We start from the raw sequence: 19,899 nt of genomic DNA on the forward strand, positions 1-19,899 counted from the left end.
CCGCGAGCCGCGACGGCTACACTCGGTAGGCATTGCGGGGGAGGTGTCATGCTTGAGCGAGAGCTGAATCGCGTTGCCGATTTCGCGGTCGAGGCCGTCACCGTCACGGCGCTGCATGTCCGGCGTATCGCCGCGGCGTTGCACACCGCGGCCCGCCGCGCCAAGCGCGAAGTCGGCGACTTAGCTTGGGATTACCACGAATTGGCGGCACGGGTGCGCGGGTCGGCGCGACGCAACCGCGCGGTGGGCGACGACAGCGCCGCAACCGGACACGGCGAGCACATCGCCGAGGTGATCTCCATCGACCTGCGTCGCCGGCAGGCCAACTGATCAACCGGCCGCCCGGAAGATGGCGGTGATCTGGGCGACGCGCGGGTCGGTGCGCAGCTCTTCCAACGTTTTCGGCAGCGGCAGCCGCCAATTCGGATACTCGTCGATGGTGCCCGGCAGGTTCGGCTGTCGCGGCTCGGCCAGGACGTCATAGGGCGAGATCAGTTTCAACCGGCTGGGAGTCGACGCCAAGAAGCGGTGCATCGCGGAAACGACGGTGGCCTCGTCGGGATCGGGCGGGAGTAGACCCTCGGACCGTAGCAAGTCCAGCCACTCCGCCCGTTGCGCATCGGCGGAGGCTTTTTCGGCGGGCACATCCTCGAGCAGGCCCAACTCCGCGCGCGCCCGCACATGTTCGCCGCGCAGAAATCCGGCCGCCGTGGGCAGGTCGTGTGTGGACAGGCTGGCCGCCGCCCGAGTGGGCCACTTGGCGGCCGGCAGTAACGGCTCGTCGGGTGCCGTCTCGTCGCGGGTGAACCAGGACACCGCGCAACCCAGCATACCGTTGTCGCCCAACGCCTTTGTGACCTCGGGTTCGACGGTGCCCAGGTCTTCGCCGACCACGGTCGCGTTGGCACGGTGTGCTTCCAGCGCCAGCACCGCGAGCATGACGTCGGCGTCGTAATGCACATAGGTGCCCCGGTCCGGACTGTCGCCGGGCGGGATCCACCACAGTCGCCACAGGCCGGCGACGTGGTCGATGCGCAAACCGTCGGCGTGAGCGAGGTTGGCGCGCAGCATTTCTCGTAACGCGGCGTATCCGGTGGCGGCCAGGCGGTCCGGCCGCCACGGCGGCAGCCGCCAGCACGTCGGCCAGCGCCCACGCGTCGGCTCCGTCGGCGTCGACGCCCACCGGCAGGTCGTGCAGGACGCCGAGCGCCATACCGGCGTCCCGGGCCGCATCGCGCACGGCGGCGAGCTGCTGGGCGCACTGCTGTTGCACCCACGCGTGGAAGGCGATCCTCGGCGCCAGCCCCGCGCGGGCCTCGATCACGGCTTGCCCGTTGACATTTCGTAACGGCTGCGGCCATCGTGACCAGCGACCGCCGTGCCGCTCGGCCAGGGCGCAGTAGGTGGCCCAGTCACGCAGACTGCGGGTCGCGGGCGAGTCGTCCACCGGGCAGGGGCGGCCCTCCGCGCGCCATAACAATTCCAGTGCCGCCCGCTTGGCGGCCCAGACGAGGTCGTGGTCGATTCGGTCGGTATCGGCCGCAACGCGCAGCGCGTCCACTTCCGCGCGGGCGTCCGGGCCGGCTCGGCGGTAGGCGTCGAGGTCCTCGATGCGCAGCGCCAGCGGGTTGGCGAATCGCCTGCTCGACGGTGTGTAGGGCGAGGGCTGCACGGGATGCGTCGGGCCCGGCGCGTTGAGCGGGTTCAGCAATATCGCACCCGTGCCGTGTTCGGTGGCGGTCCAGCGCAGGAAGTCACGCAAGTCGCCCAAATCCCCGATGCCCCACGACCGTCCGGATCGCAGCGCATACAGCTGCAGCATCCACCCCCAGGTGGCCGGCGGCTGCGGCACCTGAGGTGGCGCCGCCACCAGCGTGACGTCCTGACCGTCGCGGGTGTGCAGCCGGTACCAGCCGGGGGACAGATCGGCCGGCAGCTCGTCGCGCAGTTCGACTTCGGTGCCGTCCTCGCCGACCAACCCCGCCGCGCCCGGAAACGGCCGCCGTCGGCCGTCCAGCCGGGTAGCGACCGTCGGCGCCAGCACAGCGTCCCGGTCGGCCAACTTGGCCAACTCGTCACGGCGCTCGGCTGCGGTGCCGGCCGGCACGTCGAGCAGGGCCAGCACCTTGACCACGACGTCGGCGTCGACCTCTACCGGCTCACGCCGTTCGTTGCGGTAAAAGGTCGCCACCCCATGGGCTTTGGCGAGTCGACGGAGATCTTCGGGCACCGGGTTCACCCTCGGGGTGTACCCCGGTCGTCTGTTGTTACACCAGCGCGCCGCGCGCCGGTGGCCTCAGCGCAGCACCGCGGTCAGGTAGCCCGACGCGTCGCCGAATGCGGCAAGCTCGTCCTGCGGTACCTGGAAACCGTTGGCGGCGTACGCCTGTTCGGTGTTCTTGACGTCGACCTGCCAGCCACGTGCGGTGAGATATTCGCCGGGAGTGTTGCGGTCGCCGGTGTAGAACAACTCGGCGAGATTGATATTGGAGTCAATGCGCCGCGACCGCTCGGTAAGGCGCTCCGCCCAATCCGCGGGAATGCTGCGGAAATCCAAATGCTCGCAGGCGATGCGGCTGCCGGATGTCGACAGCGCGGCGATGTTGTCGAACAACCTGTCCTGGGCCTCCGGCGGCAGGTACACCAGCAACCCCTCGGCGCTCCACGCGGTGGGCCGATGCGGGTCGAACCCCGCACCGATCAGGGCCGCGGGCCAGTCGTCGCGCAGGTCGATCGCGACGGTGCGGCGCTGCGCGGGCGGCTGGGCGCCCAGGTCGGCCAGGGTGCGGGTTTTGAAGTCGATGACGCCGGGTTGGTCGATCTCGTAGACCACGGTGTCCGCCGGCCAGGGCAGCCGGTAGGCCCGGGTGTCCAGACCCGACGCCAGGATCACCGCCTGCCGGACACCCGCCTCGGCGGCCTGCAGGAAGAAGTCATCGAAAAACCGGGTCCGTACGGCGATCTGTTCGTTCATCGCCCGCCGGTTCAATATCGGGTCCTGGTTGTCGCCGAGTTCACCATCGATCAACTTGACAAAGGTGTCGATGCCGACCGCGCGCACCAGGGGATCGGCCCACGGGTCGTCGAGCAGCGGATCCTGCCCTTGGGACGCCATGGCGCGGGAGGCCGCGACCGCGGTCGCGGTCGCTCCCACGCTGGATGCCAGATCCCAGGTGTCGTTCTCGGTGCGCGCCATGCCAATGTCCTTCCGTCACGCCTCTGCGTTAGTTAGATCAGTTAATTACTGTGACCCACTGTACGCGGCGACGCCGGGTCTACAGGCGCAGCACGGATCCGAGCGCGGCGAGCGGAATGTGCGCCTGCACGGTGCCGCCGTCCATGAACCACTGCGGCAACCCGGGCGAGAAGTTGATGGGCTCGTCGTGGGCGACGGGATAGTCCGGCATGTAGAGAATTAACTCGTCGGGGGTCAGTGCCCAGGCCTTGTATGCCCCGGAATACACCTTGTCCGGGGTCCACCGGTCGACCAGGAACGGGTAGGTCCCCGGATCGTGCGGTGGGGGCGCCTGATCGAGCGCGGTCTGGATGAACGGCTGCGCCAGCGGGGGGATCGCGGTCAGCGGGTTCGACGTCGTCAGATCGGCTAACCGGACCCGCTTACCGCTGGCCATGTCGAAGGTGAAGGTGCGGTAGGCGTTGTTGGGTTGGGGGCCGTCGGCGTGGTAGTTCTCGTGGAAGACCGCGCTGAGCAGATTGCCGTGCCGGAAGATCTGGTAGTTCTCCTCGCCGTAGCTGTCGGCGGCCATGTGCGCGTTGGCGGTGCGCCAGTTGTTCACCAGGGTGCGCAGGTAGTCGCGCACCACGGCGCCGGTGGTGGCGTCGTCGATGAGCTCGCCGGGCAGCGCCACCTTGATGTCTCGGACGGCATTGCGTTCGGAGGTCACCGTGGTATGGCAGTACTGGCCGTCCCAGTCGCCGCCGAGTTCGCCGCAGAACGACGGCGCCGATGCGTGCGCGGTCGCGTTGCCGGGAAGTGTTGCGGTGACGGCCAATACGACTGCCGCGACAAGCCGTGGCATCACAGCAACTGCACCTTGCTCGCCCGCCAACGACCGTCGACCAGCTCCATGGTCATCTTGATCCGGCTACGGTCGATGCGCGGGTCGGGCGCCTGGCTGTTGGTCACGGTCTGGTCGATAAAGACAAGCACCACAACCTTGTTCGTGGACTCGGACTGAATTGCCGAGTCCACCACCACGCCGTGCGCCGTGGCCTTGTTGTCGATCAGCAGTTGGCGCAGCTGCACGCTGGATTGGGTGTACATGTCTTTGAATTCGCCGGTCGCGCCGTCGAGCACCTGGCGGAAGTTCTCGTCGACGTTGTTGGAGTCGATGCTGGTGAGCACGTGCGCGTAGGAGATCGCGGCCTGCTGGGCTTGGCGGCCGGCTTCTTGCACGCGATGTTCTTGCCACTGGTGCCATCCGAGGAACCCGTTGACGGCAAGGGAGGCGATCAGCAGCAGCGGCAGCAGGGCGCGGCGCAGGTAGCGTCCCCACGGCCGGCCGCGCAGGTACAATTTTTTCTTCTCGTTGCGCCCGAACGGGATGTCGTCGTCGGCGGCGGAGTCGTCGTCCAGCGTCTCTTCAGCCTCTTCGGTGGGCTCTTGGGGGTCGGCCTCCGCGCCTGGTGCTTCTGGCATTTCAGCCTCGCCAACTTCCTTGGATATAGCGGTCACGGTGTTTTCCTCGTTCCGAGGTTACGGCGGTCTCAGTGCGGTGGTTCGATGGGCAGCGGCGGACCGCCGTAGGGCGTGGGAATCGTGAAGCGGCCCTTCGGAGTTGGATCGGTTCGGCGGCCGAGGTCCGCTCCCGGCGGCGGCCCGGCGGTGTCGTCGCCGGCCGGGCGGGGCGCGTTCTTGGCGCCGCGGATCGAGACGGCGGGATCGTCGTCGCGGCAGTAGGTGTACATGAACGGCTCGTAGTAGTCGGCGGCCGACGGCGCATGTGCCGGCGTCCCGTAGTCGCACACGTAGCGGGGGTAGAGGTCGGCGATGGCCCAGACTCCGTGGTCGTGGAAGGCGCTCGCCACCGCATCCAGCACCGAGCCCCGATAGTCGGGAAACAGCGCGTTGAGCGCCGGCACCCGCAGGTAGAGCAGCTGCGACATGGTCGCCATGCTGCCCAGCAGCTGCACCATGGTGTCGGAATTGTCGGAGAACAGGTTGTCGATCGCGGTCAAGGTGCGCGGCGTCTGTGCGGTCAGCCGCCGGTACCCGGCCTGCATCCTGGCGACGCCGGACAGGGTGTGGTTGAGTTCGGTTGCGGTGGCAGCCAAACCGGCATTCTTGTCGCCCGCCAGGGTGAGGACCACCCGGCTGGTCTTGATGATGCTTGTGGTCTCGGGAAGCACCGAATCGAGCGTCGACAGCAGGAAGGTGCCGCCGTCCACGATCGCCGCCAACTTGCTCGGGCCCGCCTTGCTCAAGCTCAACTCCTTTTTGATCAGCTCGATCTTGCGGGGATCGACCTGCGACAGCAGCCCGTCCGCGTCGCCGAGCAACCGCGCCAAGCTGACCGGCACGGTGGCGTGGTCCAGGGCGATGCGGCTGCCGTCGTGCAGGTATGGCCCGGCGTCGGAGTCGGCTTCGAAGTTGATGTATTGTTCGCCGGCCGGCGACAACGCCGACACATGCACGACGCTGCTGGCCGGGATGCGTACCCTCGACGTGATGTTGGCGATCGCGTTGACCCCGGTGGGCGTGATCTGCAACGACTCGACGCGGCCGATGCGCACGCCGCGCAACGCGACATCCTGATTGGGAAGCAGGCCGCCGGAATCCGGCAGCTGCACGGTGACCCGATACGACGACGCGAACGGCGTCACCCGCAGGGCGCCGATCAACAGATACGCCGAGCCGATCACCAGGGTCAGCACCAGGCCGGCCACCGACAGCCAGACCTGTTGGCGGTGAGCCGCGCGCACGGCGCGGACCACGGCGGTGGCGACCGAATCGATCACGGCGGTCCCGGTGCCGGCCGGGGAGGGCCGGGGGCGACGTCGATTTGCCCTGGGACGTCCGGGTCCGGAAGGACGGGAACCTGCGGCGAATTCGGACCGCGGCCGACCACGCGTTCTTGCAGCCGCCACAGCGTGTACTTCAGGGTGCCGACGAGCAGGTTCACGTTGTAGTGATGCGGCCCGTGCAGCCCGATGTCACCGGGGTACCCGATGTCGGGAAGGGATCCCAAGATCAGCTTGTCAACACCGACGTGCACCGAAATGGCGCTTCCCGCAGTCGATTTCACCAATGGCGGGATCAGCCGGTTCAGGGCGTAAAAGCTGGTGTCCGGGCTGACCGCGACATCGTTGGCAGCACCGGCGATCGCGTTCAAGTCGCGGATCAAGCTGCGCCCGCTGGTGTCGGTGCCGCCGATCGCCGGGAATCTGGCCAGCAACCGGGCGGTGTCGCCGGCCTGCACCGCCAAATCGGCCAGCTCGGTGGTGTTGTCGGCTAGGGTCGCGGTGGCGGGCTGGGCCGCGTTCATCAGGTCGGTGATGGTGGCGTCCTTGGCGTCGAGTTGATCTGATAGCCGGGACATTTGGGCCAACGCACTGGAAATCTGGTCCGAGCGGGTGTCGAGGGTGCCAACCAGTTGGTTCGATTTGCGAATCAGCTCACCGAAGGCCTGGCCCTGGTCGCCGGTGGCCTTGCCGAATCCGTTGATGATGTTGGTGAAGTTGCGGACGGCGCCGCCGTTGACCAAGATCGCCGCCGAGCTCAACACCGACTCGACGGTCGCCGCCGCCGCGGTGGAATCCAGGCCGATGGTGTCGCCGTCGTGCAGCATCGGCATGTCCGCGGGATCGTCGGCGGGCGGCTTCAGCGCGACGAACACGTCGCCGAGCGGTGTGGCGGTACGTAATTCGGCGGTGCTGCCCCGCGGCAGCAGCACGCCGTCGCGGATCCGCAGCGTGGTGACCGCGGTGTAGTTGCGGGCCCGCATCGACTCGACCTGGCCCACGTCGGCGCCGGCGAGTTTGACCTTCGCGTTCATCGGCAGGTTGAGCGCGTTGGAGAACACCGCGGTCAACAGGTACCCGCCCGAGCCCAGGCCGGGCGCCGGGAGGGGCAGGCTGGCAAGGCCGTTGGTGGCGCACCCCGACGTGATCAGCGCCGCGGCGACCGCGGCGAGACAGCCCCGGGCGGTGCTCATTTCTGCCCCATCGCGGCCATGCCGTCCAGCACATAGGTCAACCCGAAATCCGGGCCGAAGTCGCCAATGGTGCCGGTGCTGCAGCCCAGTTGGCGCAGTCCCATCAGGTTGCAGATTTCCTTGGTGTACTGACTGTCGAAGAGCAGTCGGTCGGTGAGAAAGCGTGCCCGCACCGCGCCGTTCGCGCGGTCGACCATGTTGTAGGCGTTGTCGGCCAGCATCGGCGCCACGTCCAGCAATTCGGCGAGGTCGCGGCGCTGGTCGGTGACCACCTGCAACAGGTTGTTGCCGTGACCGACGGACTGCTTGATGGCGTCGCGATTGGCGTCCAGCAGGTCACCGGCGCGCTGGATCAGCTGGTCGAGTTTGCGGCCGGTGCTCCCGCCGCCGATGTCCTCATCGGCCATGATCTGGCTGACTTGATGGATGGTGGAGGCGAATTCGCGCAGCTTGGCGTCATTGGCGGCGATCGCGTCGAACAGCGTGCTGATGTTCTTGACGATCGTGGTGATCTGCTCCCGGGTCGCCGCGCCGCCGTCACTGGACAGGCGCAGCGCCTTGGACAGCTCGTCGAGCGCCGATTTGATCCGTTCGCCATTGCCCGCGACGACCTTGGTGCCGTTGTTGAGCACGTCGGCGACCGGCCCGCCGCCGTGGCCGTCACCCTCCAGCGACTTGGTCACCTTGTCGAGAACGTCGAGCACGCGGCTGAATTCGACGGGCGTCTTGGTGCGGGGCAGCCCGATGGTGTCGTGGTCGCCCAGCACGGGACCGCCGCGGTACGGCGGGGTCAGTTCGATCTGCCGGTCGGTGAGGATGGACGTAGAGACGGTGACGGCCTGCGCGGTGGCGGGAATCTTGACGCGGCGCTCGACGGTGAACTCGACCTCGACGTACGGGCCCTTGGCGGTGATCTTGGTGATCTTGCCGACCGGCATGCCCAGCACGGCCACCACGTTGCCCTCGTAAAGACCTGAGGCGCTGTCGAATTGGGCGGTCACCGAGATCGTGTCCGGGTCGGAACCCAGGTACCACCAGGCGGCGCCGAGTGCCGCCGCCAGCACCGCCAGGGCGGCGGCCAGGGCCAGCACTTTGGACCGGATCCGCGGCGTCCTCACTTGCAGTCCTTGAAGTACTGGATCATGCCGAACTGCTTGGCGCGCCCGCTGATTGCGCACATCCACGAGTCGATCAGCGGGACGTTGCTGGCGTTGAAGTTCACCGCGTTGCCGTCGCCGGTGAGGTTGGCCGCTTCCCGGAAGAAGATGGGACTGATCTGCAGCATGTTGGCCAGCAGGTCGTCGTGCTGGGCCATCATGGCGGTGAAATCCCGCATGTCGGTGATCAGCGAGTCCAGGCCGGACCGGTCGTTGACCACGATCCGACTCATCGTGTCGACCAGGGTGGTCAGCGATTGCATCATGGCGTGGAACACGACCCGCCGCGCGACGAACTGGCCCAGCAGGTCCTGTCCCTGGTTGATCAGATTGCCGACGCCGGCCTGCTGGCGGCGCAACGTGTTGGTCACCCGTTCGGTGCTGACCAGCAATTGGCCCAATTGGTCGCGGCGAACCGCGATGATGGACGACAGCGAGCGAATGTTGTTCATCGCCTGGGGTACCACCGCCGGCAGGCCTTCGAGCTGCTTGCCCAGCACGGCGAGCGATTGCGCGAACCGGTCGGAGTCGACCTGTTCGAACGTCGTCGTCGCATCCTGCAATGCCGATTGCAGGTCGTAGGGAACTTGGGTGCGCGACAGATCAAAGGTGCCGTGCGGCAGGGCTTTCGGGCCGCTGGGTTGCACCGACAGGTAGCGCGATCCGAGAATGGTGGCGACCTTGATCTCGGCGCGCGAATCCTTGCCCAGCACGATGTCGTCCCGAATTTTCAGGCCCGCCTCGACGTGATCACCGTCGAGTTTCATGCTGGTGACCTCGCCCACGGGAATGCCCGCGACCACCACCGGATTTCCCGGTCGCAGCGAAGCCGCCTGCAGGAACTCCGCGGTGTAGTGCCGATATCCGGCGCCGAGCGCATGCACCGCCAGCATGGCCCCGATCACCACCGCCACCACGACGACGGCGATGAACCCGAGCCACGTCTTGTTGTAACTTTCCAGGGATCGTTTCTTCGAATCAGCCACCGGCGGTACTCCTGCATCGCGGCGTGTGCCAAGTCTTGTTGCCCGGGGTGGCGGCGGCCACGATGATCGGCACGACGTCGTTGAGGCCGGGGAAGAAGCCCAGGAAATTCACGTCGCACACGTATGCGTTACCGTAGGCGCCCTGGTTACCCACGCGGACAAGCCCTTTCAATAGCAATGGGATGTTGTCGCCGAAGAACGCCAGCTGCGGTTCGACATCCATCAAGTGCCTGGCCACCCCGGGTTTGCGGTCGATGAATTCGCGCAGCGCGGGGTAGACGTCGGTGGCCGAGGTCGAAAGCCGCCCCATCACCCGGGCCAGCGCTCCCACCGACGCCACCAGCTCCGGACGCCGCCGGTCGAGCCGGTCGATCACCGTACGCGTCTGGGTGATGACCCCGTCGAGGTTGTCATTCTGTTGCGCAAGGTTGCCGACGACTTTGTTGAGGTCGGTGATGACGTTGCCCAGCGCCTGGTCTCGTCCGGCGAATGTCTCGGTCAGCGTTGATGTTTGGCTGATCAATGTGGCCAATGACGCGGTGTCACCCTGCAGCGACGCGATGATCCCCTTGGTGAGGTTGTCGGCATCCTGCGGGTTGAGCAAGCTGAACAGCGGTTCGTACCCGTTGAGTAACGCGGTGACGTCAAAGGATGGTTCGGTGCGGTCCAGTGGCAGCGTGCTGCCCGGCGGCAGCAGGTTTCGATCGCCTTCGGGCCCGAGGGACAGGCCGAGGTATCGCTGCCCGACGATGTTCTGGTATGTCACCGAGGCGACGGTGTTGCCGTATACGTGCTGATCGGTTTGCACCACGAACGCGACCCGCGCCAGCTTTCCGTCCAATTCGACGCTTTCCACCCGACCGACGCGCACCCCGGCCACCCGGACGTCGTCGCCCTCGCGCAGCCCGTAGACATCGGTGAACAATGCCGAATACTTGGCGGTGTCGCCGGCGACGTCGCGGCGCAGACTCACGTACACCAGCCAGGTCAGTGTCAACGCGACGACCATGAACAAGGTGAGGCCGATCAGCGGGGCCCGGAATCTCATTGGGGCCCTCCGGACTTCAGCGATACCGTGGTGCCGCGGGCGACCGGACCCAGTAGCAGGGCGGTGGCGTCATTGGCGGGCGCGCCGGTGATCACCGTCAACATGTTTCGTTCGTATTGGCTGCCGACGGGTCCCACGTTTCCGCCGAAGGTGCCTTGGTACGACGACTGCGGTATCCACGGGGCTTTGGGTGCCACCGGTGGCACCCACGGCGCGTTCGGCGCCGGAGTCGCGGGCGCCCCGGGCGACGGATTGTCGGGGTTGGCACTGCCCGGTACCGGCGGTGACGGTGTAATCCCAGGCGCCAGTGGAGGATTGGGATCGGTCAGGTTCGGGTTGGGGTTGATCAGCGGCGGTCCGACCGCGACCAGGTTTCCGTTCGGTCCGATGACGGTCCCCGGCGGCGGCGCGAGGTCCTTGGGCGGCTGATAGTTCTGCGGCAGCAGCACTTCCGGCAAGTCCGGCCGCACCGGAATGAGCGGTGCGGTGAAGCAGCTGGGCCCCTTCAGCTCGCCGTAGTGCGGGCAGTCCGCGCGGGTGTAGGTGGAGCTGGGGGTAAAAGTCAGCATTGCTCGCATGTTGCCGACGTCTCGTCCCGGTACCCAGACCTCGTCCATGAACCGATTGGCCAGATTGTCCAATTTGGTCACCGCGGGCACGAAGTTGTTCGACTTCATCGCCAGGACGCCGAGCACCGGGGTGAAATCGGTGGTAATCCTGATCAGCTGATCGATGTGATGGTCGAAGGAGGTCCGCGTCGTGCCGAGCGTGTAGTCGGCACCGGAGAGCAGCGAGACCAACTGCTCTCGCGTTTCGGCGAAGGTCTGCATCGGTTCGACCGCCTGATGCAGGGCGTCCAGCAGGTCGGGTGCGGTCTGCGCCAGGCCGCCCGCCGCGTCGACCAGCGCGGACAGGGTGGACGGGCCGGTGTCGCTGCCGACAATCGAATTCAGTTGATCGAGAAGGCGATTCAGTTGCGCCCCGGCGGACAGCAGCGCACCGCGCCGGTGATCGGTGGCGGCGCCGAGCGCGGCCAGGATTCCCACGGACCGGTCGTCGCGTCCCCGTCCGGCAGCGGCCAGCAGGTCGCGCAGCTTGCTGACGGTGGTCTGGAACAACACGGTCGGGAGCCGGGTGTCTTCCGGGATGTGGGCGCCCGCCTTGATCGCCGAACCGGTGTCGGCGGCACCGCTGCCCACCAGTTGCACCGAGGACACGGCGAACACATTGCTGGGCACCACTCGCGCGGTGACCGAGGCCGGAATCGATTGAGCGTACTGAGGTTTGAGATTGATGTGGACATGGTTGGGTTGGCCGTGGCTGGCGGGGATGACTTCGTCGACCATCCCGACGAGCACACCGTGATATTTGACGTCGGACTTCTGCGGCAGCCCGTCGCCGACGTTGACCAGGTCGGCGACCACCCGTAGGTAGTTGTTGAGCCGGCCGGTGGACTTGGCCACCATCGCGACCGTCAGCAGCGACGAGACCGCCAGCACCGCCACCCCGATGGCCAGCAGTTGCCGATTCGAGGGCCCGCGCCCGTCCACCTCGAGCAGATTCGGCTGACCGGCCAACTCAACCACCGAACCTTGCGCCGGAGTCCACGCCCCACAGGGCCATGGTGAGCAACATGTTCACGATGATCACGACCGTGATGCTGGCCCGCATGCCGTGCCCGGCGGCCACCCCGACCCCCTCCGGCCCGCCGGTCGCGTAATAGCCGTAGTAGCACTGGATTGTCGAGGCGATCCAGACGAAGATGACGGCCTTGATCAGCGAATAGACGATGTCCTGGCCGGCCAGCATCAGCGTGAAGTAGTGCAGGTAAGAGCCCGTCGAGCCGCCGCTGCTGATTCCCACCACGATCTGGGTGGTCAGATATCCGATGGCCAGGCACGCCACGTAGAGCGGAACGATGGCCGCCACCGACGCGACCAGCCGCGTCGTCACCAGGTAGGGGATCGGGCGGATCGCAATCGATTCCAGGGCGTCGATTTCCTCGGCGATCCGCATCGACCCCAGCTGCGCGGTAAACCGGCAGCCGCCCTGCATGGCGAAGGCCAGCGAGGCCATCAGCGGTGCCAGCTCGCGCGTGTTGACCAACGAGGACACGAACCCGGTGGCAGGTCCCAGCCCCAGCAGGTCTAAAAAGTTGTAGCCCTCGATACCGACCAGTGCGCCGACGGTCATGCCGAGGACGACGGCGACACCGGCCGTGCCGCCGCCCACCACGATCGATCCGTTGCCCCAGGTGATGTTGGACAGCAGCCGTAGGAACTCGCCGCGATACTGCCGCAACGCGAGCGGCACGCCGGCCAGCGCGCGAATGAAAAAGACCAACAGATGACCGAGGCGGATGATCGGTACCGCCGCCCGCTGACACAGCCGGGTAATCGGAACGGTCAGCGGGGCGAAGGGTCGATAGACGGCGACCGTCACATCATAGCCCCGTCCTGGGCGACAGCATGATGTAAAGCTGGCTGATCGCGACGTTGACGATCATGAGCAGCAAGATCGCTTCGACAACAGCGGCATTCACCGAATTCGCGACGCCCGTCGGGCCACCGACGGTGGCCAGACCCTTCTGTGCCGACACCACCGCCACGATGGCGCCGAAGATCACCGCCTTGACCAATGCCAGGATCATGTCGTCGGTCGTGGCGAACGAGGCGAAGGTCGAGACGAAGCTGCCGGGTGCGCCGTTCTGGAAGTAGACGTTGAACAGGTAGCTCGCGAAGAATCCGACGAAGCACACCACCCCGGTGAGCGCGACGCCGATCATGATGGCCGCGGCAAAGCGCGGCACCACCAGACGCCGGATCACCGAGACGCCCATCACCTCCATCGCATCGGTCTCCTCGCGCATGGTGCGTGAACCCAGATCGGCGGTGATCGCCGAGCCGACCGCCGAGGCCATCAGGACGGCGGCGACCAACGATGCGCCCTGCCGGATCACCGCCAGTCCACTGGCGGCGCCGGCCAGCGAGGTGGCCCCGACCTGTCCGGCGAGCAAGGCGAATTGAATGGACAGGGTGACGCTGATCGGCAGCGACACCAGAATCGTCGGCAACACCGCGGTGCCCGCCATGAACGCGCCCTGGCGAACGAATTCCTGCCATTGGAACCGGCCGGTCACCAGGTCGACAAAGAAGTACTGAATGGTCCGCACACCTAGGACGAACTGTTCGCCCACCGTCGTCAACGAGGCGATCGGATGCCGCCTGACGTAGCCGACCGACCAGTTCTGGATGACGCTGACGCCGTCTTGCCGACTCGTCATCGAGGCGCGGCCGCTGGTCCGCTCAGCAAACTATGGCTGCGCGTCATCGGGCACCAGCCACTGATTTCATTGGCGTTCCCCCCACCAACAAGTACACCAGTGCAGGACGGAGATACCCGAATGCCTGCTCGAATGCCGTGACCGCACCCTGCTAAAGGTAGTGGTATCGGACTCCGTGAGCTGCACTTCTCGGTGTGTGCCACATCACAGTAGCCCAGATGATAGGCGCTTTCAATAGTGTAGAGTCACTCATCTCAACACCGTCGTTCGGCGGGCCGTTGCGTGGGAATGTCGTATCGACGAAGGTGATGGCATGCCGTCAGCAAACACGGGATCGCTTCGCGACCGACGCCGCGCCGAGTTGCTCACCGAGATCCAGCAGACGGCGTACCGGCTGTTCGCCGAGCGGGGATTCGATGCCGTGACGACCGAGGACATCGCCGCGGCCTCGGGCATCTCGATCAGCACGTATTTCCGGCACGCTCCGACCAAAGAGGGTCTGCTGATCGATCCCGTGCGGGAGGCGGTCAGCCAGATCGTCGACTCGTACAGTTCCCGGCCAGCGGAGGAAACGGCGGTCGAAGCGCTCATTCAGCTGTTTGTCACCCATGCCCGGGACGCCGACAACGTCGACAATCTGCAGACCTGGCAGCGCGCGGTGGCCAGCGCACCCCACCTGCTGAGCAAATCGATGTTGGTAAGTGAAAGCGATCACCGCAAATTCGTCGACCTGGTGGCGGCCCGCATGGGAGTCGACGCGGCGCGCGGCGCAGCCGCGGCCGTGGGGGCCGACATCCGGCCGGCCCTGCTGGTGCACAGCAGTTTGGCCACCGTCAAATTCGTGCTCGACCTGTGGTTGAGCCCGGACGCGGTCCTGGCCACACCGTTTCACGTCCAGTTGGAAGAGGCGCTGCGGATGACCCTTGGCGGCTTCGAGCAGTCGCCCGCTGCCGGCGCGAAACCGAGGTGACTTTGCTCGCCGCCCCGTGAAACAATCGCTGGCCGTGAAGACATTCGAGGATCTGTTCGCCGAACTCGGCGAACGTGCCCGCACCCGGCCCGCCGGCAGTGCCACCGTGGCCGCGCTGGACGCCGGGGTGCATACGGTGGGCAAGAAGATCCTGGAGGAGGCCGGTGAGGTGTGGCTGGCCGCCGAGCACGAGCCCGACGAGGCGCTGGCCGAAGAAATCAGCCAATTGCTGTATTGGACGCAGGTGTTGATGATTTCGCGCGGGCTGTCCCTCGACGACGTCTATCGGAAACTGTGAATATGCTGCGAATTGCGGTGCCCAACAAGGGGGCGCTGAGCGAGCCGGCCACCGAAATCCTGTCCGAGGCGGGCTACCGTCGACGCACCGATCCCAAGGATCTGACCGTCATCGACCCGGCCAACAACGTCGAGTTCTTTTTCCTCCGGCCCAAGGACATCGCCATCTACGTCGGTTCGGGCGAACTCGACTTCGGTATCACCGGACGGGATCTGGCGCTGGATTCCGACGCTCCAGTGCGGGAGCGGTTGGCACTGGGCTTCGGGTCGTCGCGATTCCGCTACGCCGGTCCCGCCGGACGGGACTGGACCGTGGTCGACCTGGCCGGCAAGCGGGTGGCCACCGCCTATCCGAACCTGGTTCGAAAAGACTTGGCGGCAAAGGGGATTGAAGCAACCGTCATCAGGCTCGACGGTGCCGTCGAGATTTCGGTGCAACTCGGCGTCGCCGACGCCATCGCCGACGTGGTGGGGTCGGGCCGCACGCTGAGCCTGCACAACCTGGTGGCGTTCGGTGAGCCGCTGTGTGATTCGGAGGCGGTGCTGATCGAACGGGCCGATCCGGATGGCCAATCCAGCGCTGCGCGTGAGCAATTGGTGGGCCGGGTGCAGGGTGTGGTGTTCGGACAGCAATATCTGATGCTGGACTACGACTGCCCGCGCGCGGTCCTGGACAAGGCCACCTCGATCACCCCCGGGCTGGAATCGCCGACGATCGCCCCGCTCGCCGACCCGGACTGGGTCGCAATTCGCGCGCTGGTGCCGCGCCGGGGCGTCAACGAAATCATGGACGAACTCGCGGCGATCGGCGCCAAGGCGATTTTGGCCTCCGACATCAGGTTCTGTCGGTTTTGATCGCCCCGCCACCACGGTGGCTGTGTTAGCGTCCGGCTTGGGGTGGGGACGTTAATCCCGAGGAGGGATCGCTGTGACGCACGTGCTCGTTCTACTGCTTGCCTTACTGATCGGTGTCGTCGCCGGCTTACGCTCGCTGACGGCTCCCGCGGTGGTCGCCTGGGGCGCCGCTCCTGCCGTTCTCGGCTGGATCGACCTCGGCCACACCTGGGCCTCCTGGCTCGGCAACACGATCACGGTGGTGATCCTGACGATCCTGGCCGTCGTCGAACTGGTCACCGACAAGCTCCCGAAGACGCCGGCGCGCACCTCCCCGCCCGGGTTCGGGGCCCGGATCGTCATGGGCGGGTTGGCCGGAGCGGCGCTGGGGGCGTGGCCGCACTGGACGTTCAGCGCGCTGGGCGCCGGTGTCATCGGCGCGGTGCTGGGCACCCTGGGCGGCTATCAGGCGCGCAAGCGACTGGTGGCGGTCAGCGGCGGCCGGGACCTGCCGATCGCGTTGCTGGAGGACGCCGTCGCGATCCTGGGCGGGTTGGCCATTGTCGCGGTGACCGGCCATGTGCTGACCGACTATTTGTTGACAGCCGTTAAGTGACAGAGCATTTCGATGCGATCATCGTCGGCGCCGGGCAGGCCGGCCCGCCGTTGGCCGGACGACTCACGGCGGCCGGCCAACGCGTCGCGATCATCGAGCGCAAGCTGATCGGCGGCACCTGCGTCAACTCCGGCTGCATCCCCACCAAGACGATGGTGGCCAGTGCGCACGCCGCCCACCTGGCCCGCCGCGGCACCGAGTACGGCGTCGGGACCGGATCGATCAGCGTCAGCATGGCAAAAGTCAAGGAGCGCAAGGACGGCATCGTGCTCGCCGACCGCGAGGGCGTCGAGTCCTGGCTGCAGGGCATGGACGGCTGCACCGTCTTTCGCGGCCACGCCCGATTCGTCGATCCCCATACCGTGCAGGTCGACGATCAGGAACTACACGCCGACCGCATCTTCCTGAACGTCGGCGGCCGCGCGATCGTGCCCGACATCCCGGGGCTGGACGACGTCGACTTCCTCACCAACGTGTCGATCCTCGAACTCGACACGCTGCCAAGGCATCTGGTCATCGTCGGCGGCAGCTACATCGCACTGGAGTTCGCCCAGATGTTCCAGCGATTCGGCGCACAGGTCACCGTCGTGGAGCGTGGTCCGCGACTGGCCGCCCGGGAAGACGAGGACGTCTCGGCCGTCATCAAGGAGATCCTGGAAGCCGAGGGCGTCGACATCGTCCTCGACGCCGACGACATACGAATACGTAAGAGCGGCAACGGTTTAGAACTCACTCCTCGTGCCGGCGCCGCGCCCATCGCCGGTAGCGAGCTACTGCTCGCCGTCGGTCGCCGCCCCAACACCGACGACCTGGGGCTTCAGGCCGCCGGGGTGCAGACCGACGCTCGCGGCTACATCGTCGTCGACGATCAACTCAAGACCAGCGTCGATCACATCTGGGCGATGGGCGATTGCAACGGCAAGGGCGCCTTCACCCACACCTCGTACAACGACTTCGAGATCGTGGCCGCCAACCTGCTCGACGGGGACCCGCGGCTCGTGAGCGATCGCATCACCACCTACGCCCTCTACATCGATCCGCCCCTGGGGCGCGCCGGGATGACGGTCGACGAGGTCCGCAAGTCGGGCCGCAAGGCGCTGGTGGGCAAGCGGCCGATGACCCGGGTGGGCCGGGCCGTGGAAAAGGGTGAGACACAGGGCTTCATGCAGGTCGTCGTCGACGCCGACACCGACCAGATCCTCGGTGCCACCGTCTTCGGGGTGGGCGGCGACGAGGCCATTCACTGCATCCTCGACGTCATGTCGGCCAAGGCGCCGTACACCACGCTGGCGCGCACCATGCACATCCACCCCACCGTCAGCGAACTCATCCCCACCGTCCTGCAGGAGATGTCGCCGCTCGAATAGCGCCGGTCAGGCCGCAGGCCGAGTCGGGCGCGAAACGGACTCCGCCCCAACGTGTTCGGGCCAGCCGGGGTAGGGCGGCGGGGTTCCGCCGAACACCGGACAGTATTCGTGGTGCGGGCACCAGTCGCACAGCCGCGACCGACTCGGGCGGAAATCGCCTGTGGCGCCGGCGGATTGGATGGCACGCCAAATCGCCATCAGGGTCTTCTCGAAGCGCAGCAGCTCGTCGAGGTCGGGGGAGTAGTCGAGCACCTGCCCGTCGGCGAGGTAGATGAGCCGCAGCCGGGTGGGCGGCACGCCGCGGGTACGCAGCAGCGCCACGGCGTAGAACTTCATCTGGAACATCGCCTTGAATTCGGCCAGCGCCCGTGCCTCCGGCGGTGCCTTGCCGGTCTTGTAGTCGACCACCCGCAACTCCCCGGTGGCGGCGACGTCGATCCGGTCGATGAACCCGCGCAGCAGGGTGCCGTCGGCGAGCTCCACCTCGACCCGCTGCTCGCAGCACTGCGGATCGAAACGCGTCGGGTCTTCCAGCTGGTAGTAGCCGGACAGCAGCGCCCGCGCCTCGTCGAGCAGCTGGAGTCGCTGCTCGCCCTCCAGCTCGCCGATCCGGTCCGGTTCGGCGGCGCGCACCTGTTCCCAGGCGGCCTCCACCAGCGCCAGCGCGGTCTGCGGACCGCGCAACGCGGCCGGCATGCCATAGAGCTGCTCGAGCGCGGCGTGCACCACCGACCCGCGGATCTGGGCGGTCGACGGCGGTTCGGGCAGCCGGTCGATCGCCCGGAACCGGTACAGCAGGGGGCACTGCTTGAAATCCGCCGCACGCGACGGTGACAGTGCCGGTCGAGACGCCGCCCGGGCCCGGTCTTGCGGCTGGTCGGTCATGCTCGCAGCCTAGGACGCGATGCCGACAACCCCGGGCAGCGGTGACGGCGCGTCGGCTGGCACGCTGAACGGCGTGGTCAACACCGGTCCCTTCACCGTCGGCGAGCGTGTCCAGCTCACCGACGCCAAAGGCCGTCACTACACGATGGAACTCACCGCGGGCGCCGAGTTTCATACCCACCGCGGCGCGATCCCGCACGACGACATCATCGGTCTGCAGCAGGGCAGCGTGGTCAAGTCCAGCAACGGGACCCCGTACCTGGTGCTGCGCCCGCTGCTGGTCGACTACATCATGTCGATGCCGCGGGGCCCCCAGGTCATCTATCCCAAGGACGCCGCGCAGATCGTCCACGAGGGCGACATCTTTCCCGGCGCCCGGGTACTCGAGGCCGGGGCCGGATCCGGCGCGCTGACCTGTTCGCTGCTGCGCGCGGTGGGACCCGAGGGGCGGGTCGTGTCCTACGAAGTGCGCGCCGATCACGCCGAGCACGCCCGGCGCAACGTGAACGTCTTCTTCGGCGATGCGCCGGCCAACTGGCAGCTACTGGTCAGCGATCTCGCGAACTCCGAGCTGCCCGACGGCTCCTTCGACCGCGCCGTGCTGGACATGCTCTCCCCGTGGGAGGTGCTCGATGTCGTGTCGCGTCTGGTGGTCGCCGGGGGCGTGTTGGTGATCTACGTGGCCACCGTCACCCAGCTGTCGAAGGTGGTCGAGGCGTTGCGGGCCCAGCAGTGCTGGACCGAGCCGCGATCGTGGGAGACGATCCAGCGCGGTTGGCACGTCGTCGGCCTGGCCGTGCGGCCCCAGCACTCGATGCGCGGGCACACCGCGTTCCTGGTGGCGTCGCGGCGGCTGGCGCCGGGCACGATCGCCCCGGTGCCGTTGGGCCGCAAGCGCGAGGGGCGCGACGGCTAGTCGCAATCGTCGCTGCGCAGCAGCGAGCGCCGCGCCGTCAACAGTTCGAATTCCGGGTGGCCGGCGATCAGTCGTTCGGCCGCGTCGAGCACCTCGACCGCGTGGCCGCGGTCGCCGGACACCACCGCCACGCCGATGGTCGCCCGCCGATGCAGCCCCTGCGTGCCCGTCTCGGCGGCCGCCACGTTGAACTTGCGGCGCAACTCGGTGATGACCGGCCGGACGATCGAACGTTTCTGTTTGAGCGATCGCACCCCGAGCTCCGGCCCCAGCAGCAGGTCGAATTCGAGCCAGGCGATCCACATCAGCCCGGCGGTGCCGGCGCGGGTGAGGGGGCCGGCGGTTGGACGGGCTCGGGTGGTGGC

General features: G+C 67.1%; 20 protein-coding genes and 1 pseudogene. 7 read left to right on the top strand and 14 right to left on the bottom strand.

Features of this window, described 5'->3' with window-relative positions:
• Positions 1 to 48 precede the first annotated feature (48 nt).
• On the top strand, positions 49 to 330 hold the full coding sequence (locus AWC25_RS09920) for a hypothetical protein (RefSeq protein ID WP_085166714.1): 282 nt from the start codon (positions 49 to 51) through the stop codon (positions 328 to 330).
• On the opposite strand, the pseudogene malQ reads toward AWC25_RS09920, so the two are convergent.
• The 12 genes and pseudogenes from malQ to AWC25_RS09980 all read right to left on the bottom strand — a co-directional run bounded on the left by malQ (position 331) and on the right by AWC25_RS09980 (position 13,649).
• A pseudogene (gene malQ, locus AWC25_RS09925) lies at positions 331 to 1,822 on the bottom strand (4-alpha-glucanotransferase).
• A 474-nt stretch (positions 1,823 to 2,296) separates the two neighbouring features.
• On the bottom strand, positions 2,297 to 3,196 hold the full coding sequence (locus tag AWC25_RS09930; protein WP_069400412.1) for a class I SAM-dependent methyltransferase: 900 nt from the start codon (positions 3,194 to 3,196) through the stop codon (positions 2,297 to 2,299).
• 79 nt (positions 3,197 to 3,275) lie between these two features.
• Positions 3,276 to 4,043 carry a mannan-binding family protein gene (locus tag AWC25_RS09935; RefSeq protein WP_142278775.1) on the bottom strand — a complete coding sequence of 256 codons (768 nt, stop codon included), beginning with the start codon at positions 4,041 to 4,043 and terminating at the stop codon, positions 3,276 to 3,278.
• Positions 4,040 to 4,660 carry a tetratricopeptide repeat protein gene (locus tag AWC25_RS09940; protein WP_085166715.1) on the bottom strand — a complete coding sequence of 207 codons (621 nt, stop codon included), beginning with the start codon at positions 4,658 to 4,660 and terminating at the stop codon, positions 4,040 to 4,042. The genes AWC25_RS09935 and AWC25_RS09940 overlap by 4 nt, the downstream gene beginning before the upstream one ends.
• A 68-nt stretch (positions 4,661 to 4,728) precedes the next feature.
• Positions 4,729 to 5,979, bottom strand: a complete 1,251-nt coding sequence (locus AWC25_RS09945; RefSeq protein WP_069400410.1) for an MlaD family protein — start codon at positions 5,977 to 5,979, stop codon at positions 4,729 to 4,731.
• Positions 5,976 to 7,175 (bottom strand): MCE family protein, encoded by a 1,200-nt coding sequence (locus tag AWC25_RS09950; RefSeq protein ID WP_069400409.1) that lies wholly within the window; start codon positions 7,173 to 7,175, stop codon positions 5,976 to 5,978. Before AWC25_RS09950 ends, AWC25_RS09945 begins: the two co-directional genes overlap by 4 nt.
• Positions 7,172 to 8,293, bottom strand: a complete 1,122-nt coding sequence (locus AWC25_RS09955) for an MCE family protein (RefSeq protein ID WP_069400408.1) — start codon at positions 8,291 to 8,293, stop codon at positions 7,172 to 7,174. The genes AWC25_RS09950 and AWC25_RS09955 overlap by 4 nt, the downstream gene beginning before the upstream one ends.
• Positions 8,290 to 9,318: an MlaD family protein gene (locus tag AWC25_RS09960; protein ID WP_085166716.1), complete on the bottom strand. Its 1,029-nt coding sequence runs from the start codon at positions 9,316 to 9,318 to the stop codon at positions 8,290 to 8,292. Before AWC25_RS09960 ends, AWC25_RS09955 begins: the two co-directional genes overlap by 4 nt.
• Entirely contained in the window at positions 9,311 to 10,366 is a 1,056-nt protein-coding gene (locus tag AWC25_RS09965) for an MlaD family protein (RefSeq protein WP_085166717.1), read from the bottom strand. The genes AWC25_RS09960 and AWC25_RS09965 overlap by 8 nt, the downstream gene beginning before the upstream one ends.
• Positions 10,363 to 11,832: an MlaD family protein gene (locus tag AWC25_RS09970; RefSeq protein WP_232327009.1), complete on the bottom strand. Its 1,470-nt coding sequence runs from the start codon at positions 11,830 to 11,832 to the stop codon at positions 10,363 to 10,365. The genes AWC25_RS09965 and AWC25_RS09970 overlap by 4 nt, the downstream gene beginning before the upstream one ends.
• A gap of 112 nt (positions 11,833 to 11,944) precedes the next feature.
• Entirely contained in the window at positions 11,945 to 12,808 is an 864-nt protein-coding gene (locus tag AWC25_RS09975) for an ABC transporter permease (protein ID WP_069400404.1), read from the bottom strand.
• Between the two features lies 1 nt (position 12,809).
• The gene (locus tag AWC25_RS09980; protein WP_069400403.1) at positions 12,810 to 13,649 is read right to left on the bottom strand and encodes an MlaE family ABC transporter permease; all 840 of its coding nucleotides are present in this window, start codon (positions 13,647 to 13,649) and stop codon (positions 12,810 to 12,812) included.
• Positions 13,650 to 13,962: 313 nt separating this feature from the next.
• On the opposite strand from AWC25_RS09980, the gene AWC25_RS09985 reads away from it, so the two are divergent.
• The 5 genes from AWC25_RS09985 (at position 13,963) to AWC25_RS10005 (ending at position 17,733) form a co-directional block, all read left to right on the top strand.
• The gene (locus tag AWC25_RS09985; protein WP_069400402.1) at positions 13,963 to 14,619 is read left to right on the top strand and encodes a TetR/AcrR family transcriptional regulator; all 657 of its coding nucleotides are present in this window, start codon (positions 13,963 to 13,965) and stop codon (positions 14,617 to 14,619) included.
• A gap of 16 nt (positions 14,620 to 14,635) precedes the next feature.
• A complete protein-coding gene (locus AWC25_RS09990; RefSeq protein WP_085166718.1) occupies positions 14,636 to 14,917 on the top strand; it encodes a phosphoribosyl-ATP diphosphatase in 282 nt (93 codons plus the stop codon).
• Positions 14,918 to 14,919: 2 nt separating this feature from the next.
• Complete coding sequence (hisG, locus tag AWC25_RS09995; RefSeq protein WP_069400400.1) at positions 14,920 to 15,771, top strand: ATP phosphoribosyltransferase; 852 nt, start codon at positions 14,920 to 14,922, stop codon at positions 15,769 to 15,771.
• Between the two features lie 73 nt (positions 15,772 to 15,844).
• Positions 15,845 to 16,366, top strand: coding sequence for a DUF4126 domain-containing protein (locus tag AWC25_RS10000; protein ID WP_069400399.1), 522 nt, complete (start codon positions 15,845 to 15,847; stop codon positions 16,364 to 16,366).
• Positions 16,363 to 17,733: an FAD-containing oxidoreductase gene (locus AWC25_RS10005; protein WP_085166719.1), complete on the top strand. Its 1,371-nt coding sequence runs from the start codon at positions 16,363 to 16,365 to the stop codon at positions 17,731 to 17,733. The genes AWC25_RS10000 and AWC25_RS10005 overlap by 4 nt, the downstream gene beginning before the upstream one ends.
• A 6-nt stretch (positions 17,734 to 17,739) precedes the next feature.
• Here the strand turns inward: AWC25_RS10005 and AWC25_RS10010 are convergent, their stop codons facing one another.
• Positions 17,740 to 18,618, bottom strand: a complete 879-nt coding sequence (locus AWC25_RS10010) for a RecB family exonuclease (RefSeq protein ID WP_069400397.1) — start codon at positions 18,616 to 18,618, stop codon at positions 17,740 to 17,742.
• A 73-nt stretch (positions 18,619 to 18,691) separates the two neighbouring features.
• Here AWC25_RS10010 and trmI point away from each other — a divergent pair, with 73 nt between their 5' ends.
• Positions 18,692 to 19,534: a tRNA (adenine(58)-N(1))-methyltransferase TrmI gene (gene trmI / locus AWC25_RS10015; RefSeq protein WP_069400471.1), complete on the top strand. Its 843-nt coding sequence runs from the start codon at positions 18,692 to 18,694 to the stop codon at positions 19,532 to 19,534.
• Here trmI and AWC25_RS10020 read toward each other — a convergent pair.
• Positions 19,531 to 19,839 (bottom strand): DUF503 domain-containing protein, encoded by a 309-nt coding sequence (locus tag AWC25_RS10020; RefSeq protein WP_069400396.1) that lies wholly within the window; start codon positions 19,837 to 19,839, stop codon positions 19,531 to 19,533. The genes trmI and AWC25_RS10020 overlap by 4 nt on opposite strands.
• Positions 19,840 to 19,899: the final 60 nt, after the last annotated feature.

Source organism: Mycobacterium sherrisii (assembly GCF_002102355.1).
Taxonomy (GTDB): domain Bacteria; phylum Actinomycetota; class Actinomycetes; order Mycobacteriales; family Mycobacteriaceae; genus Mycobacterium; species Mycobacterium sherrisii.

What these genes read in the sequence shown, in the direction of transcription:
- hisG (WP_069400400.1), top strand. Translation starts at nt 14,920, where the DNA reads ATGCTGCGAATTGCGGTGCCCAACAAGGGGGCGCTGAGCGAGCCGGCC.
- AWC25_RS09920 (WP_085166714.1), top strand. Translation starts at nt 49, where the DNA reads ATGCTTGAGCGAGAGCTGAATCGCGTTGCCGATTTCGCGGTCGAGGCC.
- AWC25_RS10010 (WP_069400397.1), bottom strand. Translation starts at nt 18,618, where the DNA reads ATGACCGACCAGCCGCAAGACCGGGCCCGGGCGGCGTCTCGACCGGCA.
- AWC25_RS09950 (WP_069400409.1), bottom strand. Translation starts at nt 7,175, where the DNA reads ATGAGCACCGCCCGGGGCTGTCTCGCCGCGGTCGCCGCGGCGCTGATC.
- AWC25_RS09970 (WP_232327009.1), bottom strand. Translation starts at nt 11,832, where the DNA reads ATGGTGGCCAAGTCCACCGGCCGGCTCAACAACTACCTACGGGTGGTC.
- AWC25_RS09985 (WP_069400402.1), top strand. Translation starts at nt 13,963, where the DNA reads ATGCCGTCAGCAAACACGGGATCGCTTCGCGACCGACGCCGCGCCGAG.
- AWC25_RS09980 (WP_069400403.1), bottom strand. Translation starts at nt 13,649, where the DNA reads ATGACGAGTCGGCAAGACGGCGTCAGCGTCATCCAGAACTGGTCGGTC.
- AWC25_RS10020 (WP_069400396.1), bottom strand. Translation starts at nt 19,839, where the DNA reads ATGTGGATCGCCTGGCTCGAATTCGACCTGCTGCTGGGGCCGGAGCTC.
- AWC25_RS09930 (WP_069400412.1), bottom strand. Translation starts at nt 3,196, where the DNA reads ATGGCGCGCACCGAGAACGACACCTGGGATCTGGCATCCAGCGTGGGA.
- AWC25_RS09940 (WP_085166715.1), bottom strand. Translation starts at nt 4,660, where the DNA reads ATGCCAGAAGCACCAGGCGCGGAGGCCGACCCCCAAGAGCCCACCGAA.
- AWC25_RS09965 (WP_085166717.1), bottom strand. Translation starts at nt 10,366, where the DNA reads ATGAGATTCCGGGCCCCGCTGATCGGCCTCACCTTGTTCATGGTCGTC.